This window comes from Paenibacillus sp. FSL P2-0173 (assembly GCF_038008045.1).
Classification (GTDB): domain Bacteria; phylum Bacillota; class Bacilli; order Paenibacillales; family Paenibacillaceae; genus Paenibacillus; species Paenibacillus polymyxa_B.
This window is the reverse complement of record NZ_JBBOYK010000004.1, coordinates 188,119-202,402: the sequence shown is the minus strand read 5'-3', so window position 1 is coordinate 202,402 and position 14,284 is coordinate 188,119. Positions and strand designations below refer to the sequence as shown.

The following is a 14,284-nucleotide window of genomic DNA, read 5'->3' as shown; positions in this document are numbered from 1 at the left end:
TTTGGAGTCATTTGTGCAGTAAAATCATATAGATATATTCAAAAACTGTTCCTCCTAAGGGGAACAGTTTTTGGCTTGCAATGTCATAGAAACATGCTATTATGTATCAAGTTGATAATAATTATCATTATCGTTATAAGAGACGTGATGATTTTCAGGTATGGAGGGAGTGACCTCACCAAATGCAGTCCAAAGACAGCATGGACAAACATACAGCTCTGACAGAGAGGGCAGTTCCTGAAGTAGACATAACAGCACGTCCAGTGCTTCGAACGGGTAGGGTTCGGCAGGCGTTGTTGTTCACAGCTTTGGCTGTATTGTTGGCTTTGGCCATATTCGCCGCCATTTCTCTCGGAGCCAAGGATTTGACCGTAAGCACCGTGTGGTCGGCAGTATTTCACTATGATCGTTCGCTAATGACCCATCAGATCATTCACGAGCTGAGATTACCGCGTGTACTCGGTGCAGCTGTTATTGGAGCTGCGCTGGCGGTGGCAGGCTCTCTGATTCAGGGTATTACACGAAACCCGCTGGGAGATACAGGTGTGCTGGGCATTAACGCAGGAGCGATGTTTGTAGTTGCAGTGAGTTTTGCCTTTTTCCCCAATCTACCTTATGGGACGTTAATAGTATTGTCGTTCCTGGGGGCGCTGATGAGTACCTTACTAGTATTTGGTCTGGGAGCATCTGCACCGGGAGGATTGACACCTATGAGATTGACGGTGTCTGGAGCTGTGACGGCTGCCTTGTTAGGTTCCATGACTTCGGGGATTGCGATTTATTTTGATCTAAGTCAGGATTTAGCCTTCTGGTATGCGGGTGGCGTAGCCGGGATTAAATGGTCGCAGCTTGAGATTCTTGCACCGATTTTGCTTATTGTGATCGCCTGGTCTATGGGGCTGGCACGTTCCATTTCGCTGATTTCGATGGGCGATGAGGTGGCGTTAAACCTTGGGTTGAATCTCAGGCGTATCCGGCTTTTGGGTCTGCTGACTGTAGTGGTACTGGCCGGCCTATCTGTATCGGCTGCCGGAGCCATCGGCTTTGTAGGTTTGGTTATCCCACATATCGCTCGCAAGCTAATCGGTGTGGATTATCGCCAGATCGTGCCGCTGTCTGCGTTATTGGGAGCCGTATTACTGGTGCTGGCAGATTTGGGAGCGAGAATGGCAAATCCGCCAGAGGAGCTAGCTATTGGGATTATGGTGTCTTTTATCGGAGTACCCTTTTTCCTCTTTCTCGCCCGTAAGGAAAGGAGGGATTTATAGTGAGTCGCTCTTTAGGGATTGGGGACACAAGAACGAAAAAGGCTTGGCTCGTTTGTTTGGTATTGGCGGGGATCAGCTTTGCTGTCCTTGTTTTGGGTTTGAATACCGGAACGATTCGTATTCCACCGCTACGTGTGCTGGATACGTTGTTTGGCGGTGGCAACGGACGTGATCATATCGTTCTGTTCGAATATCGTCTGCCACGTATTGCTGTAACGGTGCTAGCTGGAGCGGGACTAGGCGCAGCCGGGGCGGTCATGCAAGGCTTGTCACGGAACGCACTTGCTGATCCGGGAGTGCTCGGTCTTCATGCGGGGGCTGCGTTGGGACTGGTGATGTTCGTTAGCTTTTTTCGCGACCTGGACGGATCGGCCGCCGTTCTGATCCCCTTGTTTACCTTTGCAGGAGGTGTCATTGCGGCGGTGCTAATTGTTTTGTTGTCCTATAACCGCAGCAGAGGAATCGTGCCGGTGCGTCTGATTTTGTCCGGCATCGGTGTAGCCTCGGGTCTTAGCGCCATAACGCTGTATTGGTCGTTGCGGCTGGATGAGGATACGTACGCATTTACTGCACGTTGGTTGGCTGGCAGCGTTTGGGGCCGGGATTGGATACACGCAGCGGCTTTGTTGCCTTGGATAGTCATTGTATTACCCTACGTTCTGTCGCAGACGCGCAGTCTGAACAATCTGTCGTTGGGCGACGAGACCGCAGCTGGAATCGGCACAAATGTGAAGCGCCAGCGTCTATTACTGCTGGGCGCAGCCGTGGCTCTATCCAGTGCCAGCGTATCCATGGCTGGAGGCATCGGTTTTATTGGGCTGATTGCGCCTCATCTGGCTCGCCGTCTGGTTGGGCCGATGTACCAGCATTTGCTGCCAGTAGCCTGTTTGGTCGGGGTCGTTATTCTGGTCACCGCAGACACGATTGGGCGTTCGGTGTTTCAGCCGAATGCGATTCCCGCAGGTGTGGTGGTTGCTGTGGTAGGAGCTCCGTACTTTTTATTCCTGTTGTCCCGAACAAAATGACAGAAGGAATAGGTACATATGAAATCATATGATGCAACCCGCTGAAATTAATAACTAAGCAGAAGCCTTCTATATTGATCATTATAATGTAGAGTTTCTGTAGCATAGGAGAGAGTAACATGAGAAAGCACAAATTTAAGGGTTCTGATTTTAAACGTTCATGGGTAGTCACAACTCTTGTTGTATGCATGATCATGCTGTCCGCTTGCGGACAAGCAGCCGACAAACAGGCTACCGATACGAAAGCGGCTGGCAGTGCGCAGACAACCATTAGTGCGGATTCGCGCATTGCTTCGATGTCTATTCATTTGACAAACAACCTGCTGGCATTGGGCATTACTCCGGCTGGTTCGGTCATTGGTGGAGATGTGAAGGATTTTCTGCCCCATGTAAAAGATCGTCTTCAAAGTACCCGTAAGCTAGGTGTTGTCACAGACCCGGATATGGAAGCGGTATTGGAACTTCAACCTGATCATATTTTTTTGGACAAAAAATATTCGGGAACCGATGTGGCCAAGTTTGAAAAAATTGCGCCGACCGAAGTTTTTGATCTGGATGAAGGCACATGGAAGGATCAATTGAAAAAAATAGCTGCTATGGTCAAACATGAAGCACAGGCAGACGCATTTCTAAAAGATTATGATACACAGAAGGAACGAGTCAAAAAGCTGATTCATTCAAAAATTGGGGACGGAACGGTTATGGCTGTACGTGTGACGGCGAAAGAGGTTCGTGTTATGGGGATGAAGCGTCCCGTAGGACCGCTGTTGTATCAGGACTTGGGTTTGAAGCCAGCCAAGGGTGTAGAAAAGATCAACAAGGCTTATCAAGTTGTTTCCCAAGAGGTTTTACCGGATTATGATGCCGATGCGATCCTTGTTATCATCAGTAAAGGCGCGGATGCCCAAAAGGTATACAAACAGCTGGAAGGAAATACAGTATGGCAAGGTCTCAAAGCGGTGAAGCAAGGGCATGTCTACATGTTGGACGGACAGCCTTGGCTGGACTATTCCGCGATGGGACATAAAATTGCTCTGGATAATGCAGAACAACTATTTTCCAAATAAGTTTTAAAGTATATCAAGCCGTATTCCCCCATGCAGCTTCTTGCAGGCCAGGAATACGGCTTTTTGGCGCACGCTCAAGCTGTAAGTCGGTTGCCTGATCGAAATGAAAAGGAGCTGCTATGATCCAAAATGAGGCAGCTCCATATAATGAGAATTGCGGGCTATGAACGCTTTTTACGCAGAAAAATCGGTTTGAGTCCAATAAAGCCGATGGCGGCGAGAATTAAATTTACCCAAGGTGAGATCCTGAATACCGGCAGTACACTGCGCAGTGCCAGTCCGGCGACAAGAATCACGACAACTAACACAACATACATCAAGATGGATTTGAGATTCATCTGGGGCTTTACAGGGGCATGGTCTGGCTGTTGTGTCTCCTCGCCTTCTTCGGGACGGTCCATAAAATTCATCAGGGCTTCAACGAGTAGAATGGCTCCTGCGGCGATGATGATAAGGGTGGATAGGCTGATTTTTTCAAAGGGTTTGATATCCCCACCTGTAAAGGTGACAAACCATCCGATAATTGCCTGTGTCAAAAAAAACATAGACAAGGCAATCCATGCAATAAGCGTATAATTTTTTGCTTTATTCATTTCTTCCTCCTGCTTTATGAGCGTATCCCTAGCTGATGGAACCGCCATTTCGTAACAAAGACAGTATACGTGAGGAAGCGTCGGATGGCAAAAGACTTTATCTATAAAATGTATATTACCGCTGCATTCTCCTCAAACTGGATACAGGGTGAGCACATAGAGCAACCTGAATATAAACGTTAAGAGGGTGTGGCATCATGAAACTGGAGAACCAGGCAGATTATTCAGTCCAAAAACGATTAGCAAACGCTTCGAACAGGAATAGCGGGGTGGCCTCGTCTACAAATGTGAGTCACCGGAGTGTTCAAGGAACTTCTCCAACCTACCGTATACTGGACGATATTGAAGTGGCTGAGGATACAGAATTTGCAGGTGAACTAGGTGCACAGAACTACCGCAGCCTGTGGCATGAGGATGAACATAACGGCGCCTCTTGTAAGCTGGAGTGGGAGGGACGAACGGAGACCCACCAAATGTTTAGGAACAGCTACGAATAACGAATGTCTACTTTAATGTAGTGGATTCACTCTAATAAGTGTAGTATAGCGTTCTCCGGAATCGCACCGGGGAGCGCTATTTGTTTACTTTTTTAACGATGTGAACTGACAGGTTGACAAGGAAGCAGGGCGATGATAGACTGACTTTACTATAAAACTTATTAAACTTATCGGAATTAAAGTGAATGAATATCCTGGATGGATATTCCACGTTACTATATGAGCTTGAATTCATAAATGTGTAGTGAAGCTTGAAACAGGGGGAATCAGGATGGAACGGCAAATTGGAATTCGCTTTGAACATGAAGAGCTGGCCGCAACAATTCATTATCCAAACCGTACAAATGAGGGAGAGCGTCAGAGACGAGTTCCCCTCGTTGTTATATGTCACGGTTTTGTGGGCAATCGTATCGGAGTAGATCGATTATTCGTCAAGACTGCGCGTGAACTGGCCGAAGGGGGATACTTTGTCCTGCGCTTTGATTTTGCCGGTTGTGGGGAAAGCACAGGTGAATACGGCAAGCAGGGGCTCGAATCCATGATTAATCAGACACGTACCGTGTTGGATTACGCCGTCAATTGTGCGGACATTGACCCAACCAAGGTGACGCTGATCGGTCACAGTCTGGGGGGCGCGGTTGCCCTTCTCACAGCCGTACGGGATAAGAGAGTACAAAATCTGGTTCTTTGGTCAGCAGTGGGCTATCCATTCAACGACATCGTCAAAATTACGGAGCGAAGCGTGTACGATGAGTCTGTTAAAACCGGTCATGCCGACTATTTGGGCTATAAGTTTACGCCTGCTTATTTTGAGTCGTTAGCTCAATTTCAGCCGTTCCAGGAGGCCGTTAAATTTAACGGAGATGTGCTCGTTGTTCATGGCACCTCGGATGATATTATTCCTGTGGATTATGCATTTCTGTTTCAAAAGATATTCTGGATGCGTCCAGAGGGACGCTGTGATAAAGAGATTATTTTCCAGGGGGATCACACTTTCTCGTCAGGTAAAGAGCGGCAACGGCTCATTGATCGGACACTTGAATGGCTGGATGAACAGGAAAATATTCAACGGGATTGGCAGCACTGGATGATCTGATTTCAGTGTGTAACGGATTGTATTGGAAATTGCGCCTCCGCCGGAGTAAAATGGAAGAGTAACACTATACTGGCGTGTGGAGGTTGGCAGCGATGACATTACCCTCAATTTTTGTTGCGCATGGTTCACCGACACTGGCTGTAGAAAATAACGCATATACCAGCTTTCTTGCAAAGCTGGGCGCGAGCCTGCCCCGACCCAAAGGAATTGTCATTTTTTCAGCGCATTGGGATAGCCCCGATCAATGTATTGGCGCGGATGATCAGCATGCAGCGTTGCACGATTTCTATGGCTTTCCCGAAGAAATGTACTCAATCGATTACCCTGCACCAGGCGATCCGAAGCTGTATGAGGAGATAGAGCATCTGTTCAGTCAGCATAACCTGTTCCACCAGCCGGTTCGGAACCGAGGACTGGATCATGGAGCATGGGTGGTTTTGCGGCATATATATCCTGATGCGGACATACCGGTCGTACCCTTGTCCATTGATTCTCGGCGCGCTCCCCAGGAGCAATACGAGATTGGACGGATGCTGGCGCCTTTGCGAGAACAAGGGATTTTGATTATCGGTAGCGGCGGATTGGTCCACAACTTGCGGACACTCAAGCAGACGAGTGAGCCAGCCGATTGGGCCGTTCAATATGATGACTGGATTGCACAGCAGCTCCAAGACTGGAATTTGCGTCACCTATTCCAATATGACAAGAAGGCTCCATATGCCAAACAGGCGGTACCTTCTTATGGAATAGAGCATTTTTCACCTTTGTTTTATGCGATGGGGGCTGCGGATCATGAGCGCTCTGCGCATAAGCTTTTTCAGTCGTATGTCCTTGGCTCGTTGAGTCTCAATTGTTGGGCTTTTGGTCAAGAAAGTGATACGTAAATGTAAAAAAAGAACTTCCGAATCCACATGGTGTGTGGGAATGGAAGTTCTTTTGTGTATTTTGCGTCTTTGATTAATTAGAAGGCACGTTCTTTTTTAGCCAAGTGGATACCTGCGTAGTACGCTGATCTCCATTTTGATCCAATAGTGTCATAAATGCTTTCAGCTTTTGAATGTAGGTACTCTTCGAATCCATATTACGTTGAACGACGAATTGATACCCTTTTTTGGCATTCGGATGAATCTTTCCGGTATCATAATCGAATAATGGCGTATTGTTCGTGCCATAGAAAGTATAGAAGAAGTACAGATCGTGCAATTTTTTTATAGCTTGTGTACGGTTGGAATGAGGATATTGGTTTAAAAATGCCTCCTGTGCCAGCACTCGTCCGGCTAACTGTTGATAGCCGATACGGAGCGCGGCATCCTTGGTAGCCGCCTGTCCGGATTCCATCGCCATGATGTCAATATAGCTGCGGATATCTGTCGTGGTGTGCTTCCCGAAGACTTTATATTTTTCATAGTTGATGACTGGGTAGTACATGCCTTCTGCAGTTTCAAGTTTGTAGCCGGCATCTCTTGTTTGAGTTAGCAACTTTTTCAGGTTCACATCGCTTGAACGGCTGATTACATTTGTGAACGAATCACCGGGTTTATAGATTTGATTTATTTTGGTTTGAACAGAGGCCGGGTATAAGGTCTTTGCATAGGAATCCAATTGCTGGTTCTGCGCATTTTCCAGATGAAGCACCATGATGGTAGCTTGAGAGGCTGGAATGGATTGAATATGCTTTTGCAAATAAGTGAATGCCTGAGGTAGCTTGTCGGGTTGGCGTAGTAGCTGCTCGAAGGTCTTGGAGATAAGTTGTACACTTTCTGCCTGAGATGTCGTAGTAGACGTCGCCGCTTTGACTGATGTCGTATATCCCAATCCCATAGTCTGCACTGTGAAAGTTACGGCTGCGAGCATGAGATAGGCTTTGGTAATTTTTTTCATGATATAACCCTCCATTACGTTCTTTGATGTAACTGTAGTGTATAGGGTAAATGTATCGTGAGCATTCCATGTTGTATCCAACTTGTAAACGTTTGGGGGGATGATGAATCCGATAAAAGAGTTCGAGTTAGAAGGAGCTGAAAGACCCCTTGTGAGCATAACAGCGCAAAAAAATAACCATTACCCCGGAGGATAACGGTTATTTTGGGATGTTTAAGCTATTTTTCGGCTAGGGTCAGCTGGAAAGGTATCTTTATTTTTACGAAACAGTCCACGCAGGAAGGGCAGTACCCAACGGTCAAAGCCAATTCTTCCGGCATTTGCACCAGCAACTACAAGGAAGATTTCAAACAGCAGGTAGATTGCATTGGTGCTTACTGTACCCGAGAACAGGAACGAGAAGTTCATAACCATAGCCATCAAAGCAGCCAGTGTAGTCAATGTACCGAGAAGCAGGCCAACCCCTACCAAGAACTCACCCAATGGGATCAGGACGTTGAACAAACCTACATTCGGCAGGGCAAAGGCTTCCAGGAACGATCCCCACCAGCCTTGTACAGCGGGATGGTCTCCACCTGTTTTAGCAATGGCCCCCGAGATAAACCCGCCTGCATCGAATCCACCTGTCAGCTTTTCAAGTCCGTGGGTCATCCATTCATACCCTAGATAAACCCGTACTACAGTCAGCAACCACATTGCGACTTTGTTCTCACGTAACCAGCTGTTAAACATTCAAACCACTCCTCTTTCTTAATCTATAATGTTGGTTGTATTTCATTCTGTTGGGGATGATCATCTTTGCTACACCTTTATTGTAGTAGGTTCAGTTACAGTTATTTGTGATAAAAATCACAAAGTCTAAATATTTTTTAAATTTTAATGTCTTCAGATAAGTATTCTATAGATTGGTCATGCTTCAATCAAGACAAAAACAGGAAATAAAGCTTATAATGAGAAAAATAACTAAGTGGAGGGATGAACTTGTCCGGGCCCATTTCCCAACGAAATCATTGGTTGCGTGTGATGGCCTCAGCTCTGTTATGCATGACGCTGATGTCTTGTTCTGCTATGTCCAATACGGGTGAATCTGAATCCGTTCCCCAACTGACCAAGCAAGAAACAGAGAAGGAGGCACTTGAACCGCCGAAGGAGCAGTCTATTCCGGCATTTACAGCTCCGCTCACCGGTCTTCCGGTGGAGCAGCCAGTTTTGGAGCGACCGCTCGCTGTCATGATCAACAATGCTCCGGCTGCACGTCCACAGGCAGGACTTAGCCAGGCAGACATGGTATATGAAGTTCTTGCAGAAGGTGGGATTACCCGTCTGGTCGCTTTTTTCCAAAGTCATGGCGGAGATGTAAAGATCGGACCGGTCCGTAGCATTCGACCGTATTTGATTGAGCTGGGCGAAACCTATGGTGCGTTGCCGATACACGCAGGGGGAAGCACAGATGCCTATGCGATTTTACAGCAGCAGCGGAAGGAACATCTGGATGAGATTTCAAATGGAGGGGCTTACTTCTGGCGAAGCAAAGATCGTCGTCCTCCACATAATTTATACACAGACGTGAACAGACTGCGCAAAGGAAGCGATAGTAAAGGGTATGCCAAGCAGACGGACGTTCCAGTATATTCTTACCTCAAATCCGGTGAAACCCCAGTTATGGTGGACGAGACTGCAGCATCTTTACAAATTCGGTTTTTGCTTAAAAGCTATCGGGTATCTTATACCTATGATCCAGCGGATCAACAATATAAGCGTTTTGTGAACGAAAAGTCACATGTGGATCAAAATAATAACCAACAGCTCTCAGCAGCCAATGTCATTGTGATGAGCGCTAGACATCGAACGTTGGATGATGTAGGCAGATTAAGTGTTGAGTTGGACGGTAGCGGAGAGGCCATGGTGTTTCAACAAGGACGGTTAATACAGGCTGAGTGGCAACATACACCAGGCGATGCGATTCGTTTTATGAAAAATGGGGTTGAAATCCCGTTAACACCAGGTACATCCTATATACATGTGGTACCTGCAGATACTTCACTAAAGGAACATGTAACCATAGAAGCAAATTAGAAAGCGAAATACACCTTTTTAGGGAAAAAATGTCGGATAATGACCTTCCATGTCGGGCAATGTATACGTATATCATGAAATTTGCTTTTACAAACATTACAAAAACATTGATGAGTGTGATAAGATAGCAAAGGTTGTCTATTGCAGTCGAAACAGGTTGCGGATATTTTCGTAAAGGGGTAATCGTTATGAGATTGAAGAAAAAGGATATATTCTTCGAGACGTTGGAAAATATGGCAGATACGATCGTGCAAGCAGCCGATTATTTTGCCCAACATACTTCAAATCTTCAGGATGTAACTTTGTTTACAAATGAAATGAAGAAGTATGAAAATAAGTGTGATGATTACACACACACGATTATTACTGAGCTGAACAAGACCTTCATTACGCCGTTGGAACGCGACGACATCATGGAACTGACAACAACCATGGATGATGTGTTGGACGGTCTTGAAGCGACGGCTTCTCGTTTTTATATGTACAATATTACGGAGCCGGACGAGTATATTGTGCAGTTCGCTGATATTTTGCGTCAATCAGCTTACGAAATTCAGAAAGCTGTGCATTTGCTTTCACAGAAAAAATTGCTGGCCATTCGTGAATACACTATTCGCCTGAATGATTTGGAAAATCAGGGGGATGAATTGTTGCGTATTTGCATTAAAAACCTGTTTGCAACTGTAACTGACCCTATTGAACTGATTAAACGCAAAGAATTGTACGAACGCCTTGAAACGACAACGGATTCATGCGAGGATGTTGCAAATATGCTGGAATCCATCATTATGCGTAACTCGTAAGGGAGTCCTTTTACATGGATACAAGTTTATTGGTATTGGGTATTGTTATTTTTCTTGCTCTGGCATTTGATTTTATTAATGGTTTTCATGATACGGCGAACGCGATTGCAACTTCGGTATCGACCCGTGCATTGACCCCGCGACGTGCGATTATTATGGCTGCGGTCATGAACTTTCTCGGGGCAATATTGTTTACAGGGGTTGCGAAGACCATTGGTGGAAGTGTCGCTGATCCAACCAAGCTTACGAATGGAATTGATATCGTCATTGCGACGCTGATCGCTGCGATTATCTGGAACCTCTTAACCTGGTGGTTCGGTATTCCTTCATCCTCTTCTCATGCATTGATTGGTGCATTGGCTGGAGCGGTGTATGTAGGTGCGGGATCGGATAAATTAAACTGGAGCGGCTTCATCGGGATTGTCGAAGGACTTATTTTCTCCCCGTTGATTGCTTTTGTTGTCGGTTACATCGTGATGATGATTTTAAAATATATCTTCGCTCATCGTAGTCCGCATACGGTGAACAAAGGGTTTCGTACAATGCAGGTCATTACAGCAGCGCTTCAGTCGTTCACGCATGGTACGAATGATGCTCAAAAGGCGATGGGGATTATTACATTCGCACTCGTTTCGGCGGGGTATCAGGACCATTTGGAAGTACCCATGTGGGTAAAAATTTCAGCCGCAACAGCCATGGCGCTGGGTACGTCTATCGGGGGCTGGAAAATCATCAAGACGATGGGAACCAAGATTTTTAAAATCGAGCCAATTAACGGATTCGCAGCTGACATTTCGGGAGCCTCTGTTATTTTCACAGCTACATTGCTTCATTTGCCCGTAAGTACTACTCATGCCATTACTTCGGCTATTTTGGGTGTGGGTTCTGCGAAGCGCTTTTCCGCTGTGCGCTGGTCGCTGGCCGGTCGAATTATTATTACTTGGGTGATAACCATACCGATTGCTGCACTGTTATCTGGATTGATTTTCAAAATTCTTTTTTAGTTCATTATTATTTCTTGAAAAAAAGGTACACACTATAGAATACACAATAAGCTTCCGTCCGCTTTTTGCGGCAGGGGCTTATTGGCATTCTGGGATAAAACTGCTTCTTCAAAGTTCACACATCCAGATAGTTCCATGAAACGTTTTTCAAAAAATACCTGACATCAAAGTAGTCAATTTTTAATAACTCCTGTAGAATAAACAGAAAACTTTGAACCGTTCAACTGACTGGAGGAAATTATGCAAAAATCTAGAAAACTAATAGCACTCATGATTTGTTTGTTTTTTGTGGTTGCCCTGGCCGGTAATTTCGGTGTAGTGGCACATGCAGAAAATAAAACAAAGTATGATATCGGCACGGATACAACGTTCGCGCCTTTTGAGTTTGAAGATGTAGATGGTAAATTTGTCGGTATCGACATGGATTTGCTGGCAGCTATTGCCAAGGATCAGAATTTTGAATATACCATTAAGCCCCTTGGCTTTAACGCGGCAGTGCAGGCCCTTGAAACGAATCAAGTGGATGGTGTCATTGCCGGGATGAGTATTACCGATGAACGCAAGCGGAAATTTGATTTTTCCGAGCCTTATTTTGATTCAGGCGTCGTCATGGCGGTCCGCAAGGATAATGATACGGTTAAACGCTATGAGGACTTGAAAGGACAGCGTGTCGCTGTCAAAACAGGAACGGAAGGTTACACATTCGCAGAATCCATTAAGGCCAAATACGGCTTTACTACAGTACCGTTCGACGATTCTTCTCAAATGTATGATGAAGTTAAAACAGGTAATTCGGTTGCCTGCTTTGATGACTATCCGGTACTGGCATACGGTGTAAACCAGAATAACGGCCTTAAGCTGGTAACAGATAAGGAAAAAGGTGCTTCTTACGGGTTTGCTGTTAACCAAGGCAAGAACCAAGAGTTGCTGGAGAAATTTAATGCAGGGCTTGTTAATCTGCGCAATAGCGGGGAATACGATAAAATTTTGGCTAAATACCTTGGCGGATCGGGTAAAGGTGTGGCGCCTGTAGAAACCAGCCGCTGGGGCCTGATTTCCGCTTCGCTGCCTTCGCTGATTAAGGGCATGGGAAATACGTTGCTGTACACACTTGTATCTTTACTCGTAGCCTTTATCCTAGGGTTGGTGTTTGGCTTTATGAAAGTAAGCCATAACAAGGTGTTCCGTGGTATTGCAACTGTATTCGTAGATATATTCCGCGGTATTCCGCTGATCGTGCTTGCTTTCTTTATTTACTTTGGTATTCCACAGGCACTGGATTTCAAAATGCCGCTTTTTGTTGCGGCTGTATTGACGTTATCCCTGAATGCGGGTGCGTATGTAACTGAGATTATCCGTGGTGGTATTCAGTCCATTGATCCGGGACAAATGGAAGCAGCTCGTTCGCTTGGTCTACCCTATCGGACGGCTATGCTTAAAATCATTTTGCCACAAGCTGTGAAAATCATGATCCCGTCGTTTATCAATCAGTTGGTTATTACGTTGAAGGATACGTCCATTTTGTCTGTTATCGGTTTGGTCGAATTGACCCAATCGGGTAAGATCATTATTGCGCGGACATTCCAATCCTTTGATATTTGGCTGGTAGTAGCGGTGATGTATCTTATCGTCATTACAGTCCTGACCAAAATTTCCAACCGTCTTGAAGGGAGAGTTCGCCGTGGGTAAAATTATCGTTAAAAACCTGAAAAAAAGCTATGGTAGTAATCAAGTGCTAAAGGGCATCGACATGCAAGTACGTGAAGGCGAAGTTGTGTGTGTCATTGGCCCGTCTGGTTCGGGGAAAAGTACGTTTTTGCGTTGCATGAACATGCTTGAAGAAATTACCGCAGGTGAGGTCATTGTTGATGACTACAACTTGAGTGACAAAAACGTGGACATTAACAAAGTCCGTGAAAATATAGGTATGGTATTTCAACATTTCAATCTGTTTCCGCATATGACCGTGCTCAAGAACATTATGTTCGCGCCGACTGAACTGGGGAAACAGTCCAAGGCAGAGGCGCGGGAAACGGCGATAAAGCTGCTGGATCGTGTAGGTTTGGCCGATAAGGCAAATGCACTGCCAGGACAGCTTTCCGGCGGTCAGAAACAGCGTGTGGCGATTGCACGTGCGCTGGCAATGAGCCCAGACATTATGCTGTTTGACGAGCCTACCTCGGCGCTCGATCCTGAAATGGTGGGCGAAGTGCTCGGCGTAATGAAAGATCTGGCGCGTGAAGGCATGACGATGATGATCGTAACGCATGAGATGGGATTTGCACGCGAAGTAAGCGACCGTGTCGTGTTTATGGACGGTGGTTACATCGTAGAAGAAGGAACGCCACAAGAGGTATTTGGTAATCCGAAAAATGAGCGGACCATTAGTTTCTTGGAGAAGGTATTGTAAGAGGGTTAAAAATGAGGCAGGGTTTGTGGATGTAGGCGGGGATCTCGTTGTGAGGAGACGCTCCGCGATCCATTTGATCTTTCGATCGCTGTTGCCCCTGAATTTTTGGATTGTATAAGACCTTATAAGGTGAAAATTCAGAGGCAAAGGCGAACGCTGCCGCTTCTACAGATTCAAATGGACCGCTACGCTACGACTCGCTGATTGCTCCTTTTCGTGCAAAGAGCCTGCCTCACTCTTGAATGAGTGAGTATAGGGGAAGAGAGCGAGATGAAGATTACGCGCGTATCGTCGTTTTTGTGATGGATTCAAAACATCGTAATAAAGGCATCGGCAAGGCGTTAAATCAGGAAGCGGAAGCTTGGGCTAAAGGAACGGTTTGGATATGAAGCGACAAGCACGGGGTTTGTGAAAAAGATTTAATTATAATGAATTGATTATTTTATAAGGATATCTTGGGAGGCATGTTGGCCCGGAGATATCCTTTTCTTTATTAAAAGGAATTTAGAACTTGAGATTTGTATAATGTTAATTGGCTTATATAAAATATAAATAACATATCAG

The 14,284-nt window shown here is 45.8% G+C and carries 15 protein-coding genes; 12 read left to right on the top strand and 3 right to left on the bottom strand.

Annotated features, from left to right (window positions below; translation table 11 throughout):
- The first annotated feature begins 182 nt into the window (after nucleotides 1–182).
- From MKX30_RS20825 to MKX30_RS20815, 3 genes are all read left to right on the top strand, one after another.
- Nucleotides 183–1,268 (top strand): FecCD family ABC transporter permease, encoded by a 1,086-nt coding sequence (locus tag MKX30_RS20825; RefSeq protein ID WP_081391198.1) that lies wholly within the window; start codon nucleotides 183–185, stop codon nucleotides 1,266–1,268.
- Nucleotides 1,268–2,293 carry a FecCD family ABC transporter permease gene (locus tag MKX30_RS20820; RefSeq protein ID WP_053324661.1) on the top strand — a complete coding sequence of 342 codons (1,026 nt, stop codon included), beginning with the start codon at nucleotides 1,268–1,270 and terminating at the stop codon, nucleotides 2,291–2,293. Before MKX30_RS20825 ends, MKX30_RS20820 begins: the two co-directional genes overlap by 1 nt.
- Nucleotides 2,294–2,412: 119 nt before the next feature.
- On the top strand, nucleotides 2,413–3,360 hold the full coding sequence (locus tag MKX30_RS20815; protein WP_076265194.1) for an ABC transporter substrate-binding protein: 948 nt from the start codon (nucleotides 2,413–2,415) through the stop codon (nucleotides 3,358–3,360).
- A gap of 161 nt (nucleotides 3,361–3,521) precedes the next feature.
- Here MKX30_RS20815 and MKX30_RS20810 read toward each other — a convergent pair whose 3' ends face one another.
- A complete protein-coding gene (locus MKX30_RS20810; RefSeq protein ID WP_013308831.1) occupies nucleotides 3,522–3,953 on the bottom strand; it encodes a hypothetical protein in 432 nt (143 codons plus the stop codon).
- A 197-nt stretch (nucleotides 3,954–4,150) separates the two neighbouring features.
- On the opposite strand from MKX30_RS20810, the gene MKX30_RS20805 reads away from it, so the two are divergent.
- The 3 genes from MKX30_RS20805 to MKX30_RS20795 all read left to right on the top strand — a co-directional run bounded on the left by MKX30_RS20805 (nucleotide 4,151) and on the right by MKX30_RS20795 (nucleotide 6,430).
- A complete protein-coding gene (locus tag MKX30_RS20805; protein WP_023987079.1) occupies nucleotides 4,151–4,450 on the top strand; it encodes a hypothetical protein in 300 nt (99 codons plus the stop codon).
- Between the two features lie 271 nt (nucleotides 4,451–4,721).
- Complete coding sequence (locus MKX30_RS20800; RefSeq protein ID WP_023987080.1) at nucleotides 4,722–5,546, top strand: alpha/beta hydrolase; 825 nt, start codon at nucleotides 4,722–4,724, stop codon at nucleotides 5,544–5,546.
- 92 nt (nucleotides 5,547–5,638) lie between these two features.
- Nucleotides 5,639–6,430: a dioxygenase family protein gene (locus MKX30_RS20795; RefSeq protein ID WP_023987081.1), complete on the top strand. Its 792-nt coding sequence runs from the start codon at nucleotides 5,639–5,641 to the stop codon at nucleotides 6,428–6,430.
- Nucleotides 6,431–6,503: 73 nt separating this feature from the next.
- On the opposite strand, the gene MKX30_RS20790 is transcribed toward MKX30_RS20795, so the two are convergent.
- Together MKX30_RS20790 and MKX30_RS20785 are read right to left on the bottom strand one after the other, a co-directional pair.
- On the bottom strand, nucleotides 6,504–7,427 hold the full coding sequence (locus tag MKX30_RS20790; RefSeq protein ID WP_341063410.1) for a hypothetical protein: 924 nt from the start codon (nucleotides 7,425–7,427) through the stop codon (nucleotides 6,504–6,506).
- A 213-nt stretch (nucleotides 7,428–7,640) separates the two neighbouring features.
- Entirely contained in the window at nucleotides 7,641–8,159 is a 519-nt protein-coding gene (locus tag MKX30_RS20785) for a DoxX family membrane protein (protein WP_023987083.1), read from the bottom strand.
- 249 nt (nucleotides 8,160–8,408) lie between these two features.
- Here MKX30_RS20785 and MKX30_RS20780 point away from each other — a divergent pair, with 249 nt between their 5' ends.
- The 6 genes from MKX30_RS20780 to MKX30_RS27430 all read left to right on the top strand — a co-directional run bounded on the left by MKX30_RS20780 (nucleotide 8,409) and on the right by MKX30_RS27430 (nucleotide 14,109).
- Complete coding sequence (locus MKX30_RS20780; protein WP_069080215.1) at nucleotides 8,409–9,503, top strand: DUF3048 domain-containing protein; 1,095 nt, start codon at nucleotides 8,409–8,411, stop codon at nucleotides 9,501–9,503.
- Nucleotides 9,504–9,691: 188 nt separating this feature from the next.
- Nucleotides 9,692–10,306: a DUF47 domain-containing protein gene (locus MKX30_RS20775; protein WP_007428879.1), complete on the top strand. Its 615-nt coding sequence runs from the start codon at nucleotides 9,692–9,694 to the stop codon at nucleotides 10,304–10,306.
- 14 nt (nucleotides 10,307–10,320) lie between these two features.
- Nucleotides 10,321–11,310: an inorganic phosphate transporter gene (locus MKX30_RS20770; protein WP_023987085.1), complete on the top strand. Its 990-nt coding sequence runs from the start codon at nucleotides 10,321–10,323 to the stop codon at nucleotides 11,308–11,310.
- Nucleotides 11,311–11,550: 240 nt separating this feature from the next.
- Entirely contained in the window at nucleotides 11,551–12,999 is a 1,449-nt protein-coding gene (locus MKX30_RS20765; protein ID WP_341063407.1) for an amino acid ABC transporter substrate-binding protein/permease, read from the top strand.
- Nucleotides 12,992–13,720, top strand: coding sequence for an amino acid ABC transporter ATP-binding protein (locus tag MKX30_RS20760; protein ID WP_075153752.1), 729 nt, complete (start codon nucleotides 12,992–12,994; stop codon nucleotides 13,718–13,720). The genes MKX30_RS20765 and MKX30_RS20760 overlap by 8 nt, the downstream gene beginning before the upstream one ends.
- Nucleotides 13,721–13,962: 242 nt before the next feature.
- Nucleotides 13,963–14,109: a GNAT family N-acetyltransferase gene (locus MKX30_RS27430; RefSeq protein WP_445671565.1), complete on the top strand. Its 147-nt coding sequence runs from the start codon at nucleotides 13,963–13,965 to the stop codon at nucleotides 14,107–14,109.
- Nucleotides 14,110–14,284: the final 175 nt, after the last annotated feature.

Coding starts and splice junctions, on each gene's coding strand:
- MKX30_RS20825 (WP_081391198.1), top strand. CDS start 183: ATGCAGTCCAAAGACAGCATGGACAAACATACAGCTCTGACAGAGAGG.
- MKX30_RS20815 (WP_076265194.1), top strand. CDS start 2,413: ATGAGAAAGCACAAATTTAAGGGTTCTGATTTTAAACGTTCATGGGTA.
- MKX30_RS20810 (WP_013308831.1), bottom strand. CDS start 3,953: ATGAATAAAGCAAAAAATTATACGCTTATTGCATGGATTGCCTTGTCT.
- MKX30_RS20805 (WP_023987079.1), top strand. CDS start 4,151: ATGAAACTGGAGAACCAGGCAGATTATTCAGTCCAAAAACGATTAGCA.
- MKX30_RS20800 (WP_023987080.1), top strand. CDS start 4,722: ATGGAACGGCAAATTGGAATTCGCTTTGAACATGAAGAGCTGGCCGCA.
- MKX30_RS20795 (WP_023987081.1), top strand. CDS start 5,639: ATGACATTACCCTCAATTTTTGTTGCGCATGGTTCACCGACACTGGCT.
- MKX30_RS20790 (WP_341063410.1), bottom strand. CDS start 7,427: ATGAAAAAAATTACCAAAGCCTATCTCATGCTCGCAGCCGTAACTTTC.
- MKX30_RS20785 (WP_023987083.1), bottom strand. CDS start 8,159: ATGTTTAACAGCTGGTTACGTGAGAACAAAGTCGCAATGTGGTTGCTG.
- MKX30_RS20775 (WP_007428879.1), top strand. CDS start 9,692: ATGAGATTGAAGAAAAAGGATATATTCTTCGAGACGTTGGAAAATATG.
- MKX30_RS20770 (WP_023987085.1), top strand. CDS start 10,321: ATGGATACAAGTTTATTGGTATTGGGTATTGTTATTTTTCTTGCTCTG.
- MKX30_RS20765 (WP_341063407.1), top strand. CDS start 11,551: ATGCAAAAATCTAGAAAACTAATAGCACTCATGATTTGTTTGTTTTTT.
- MKX30_RS27430 (WP_445671565.1), top strand. CDS start 13,963: ATGAGTGAGTATAGGGGAAGAGAGCGAGATGAAGATTACGCGCGTATC.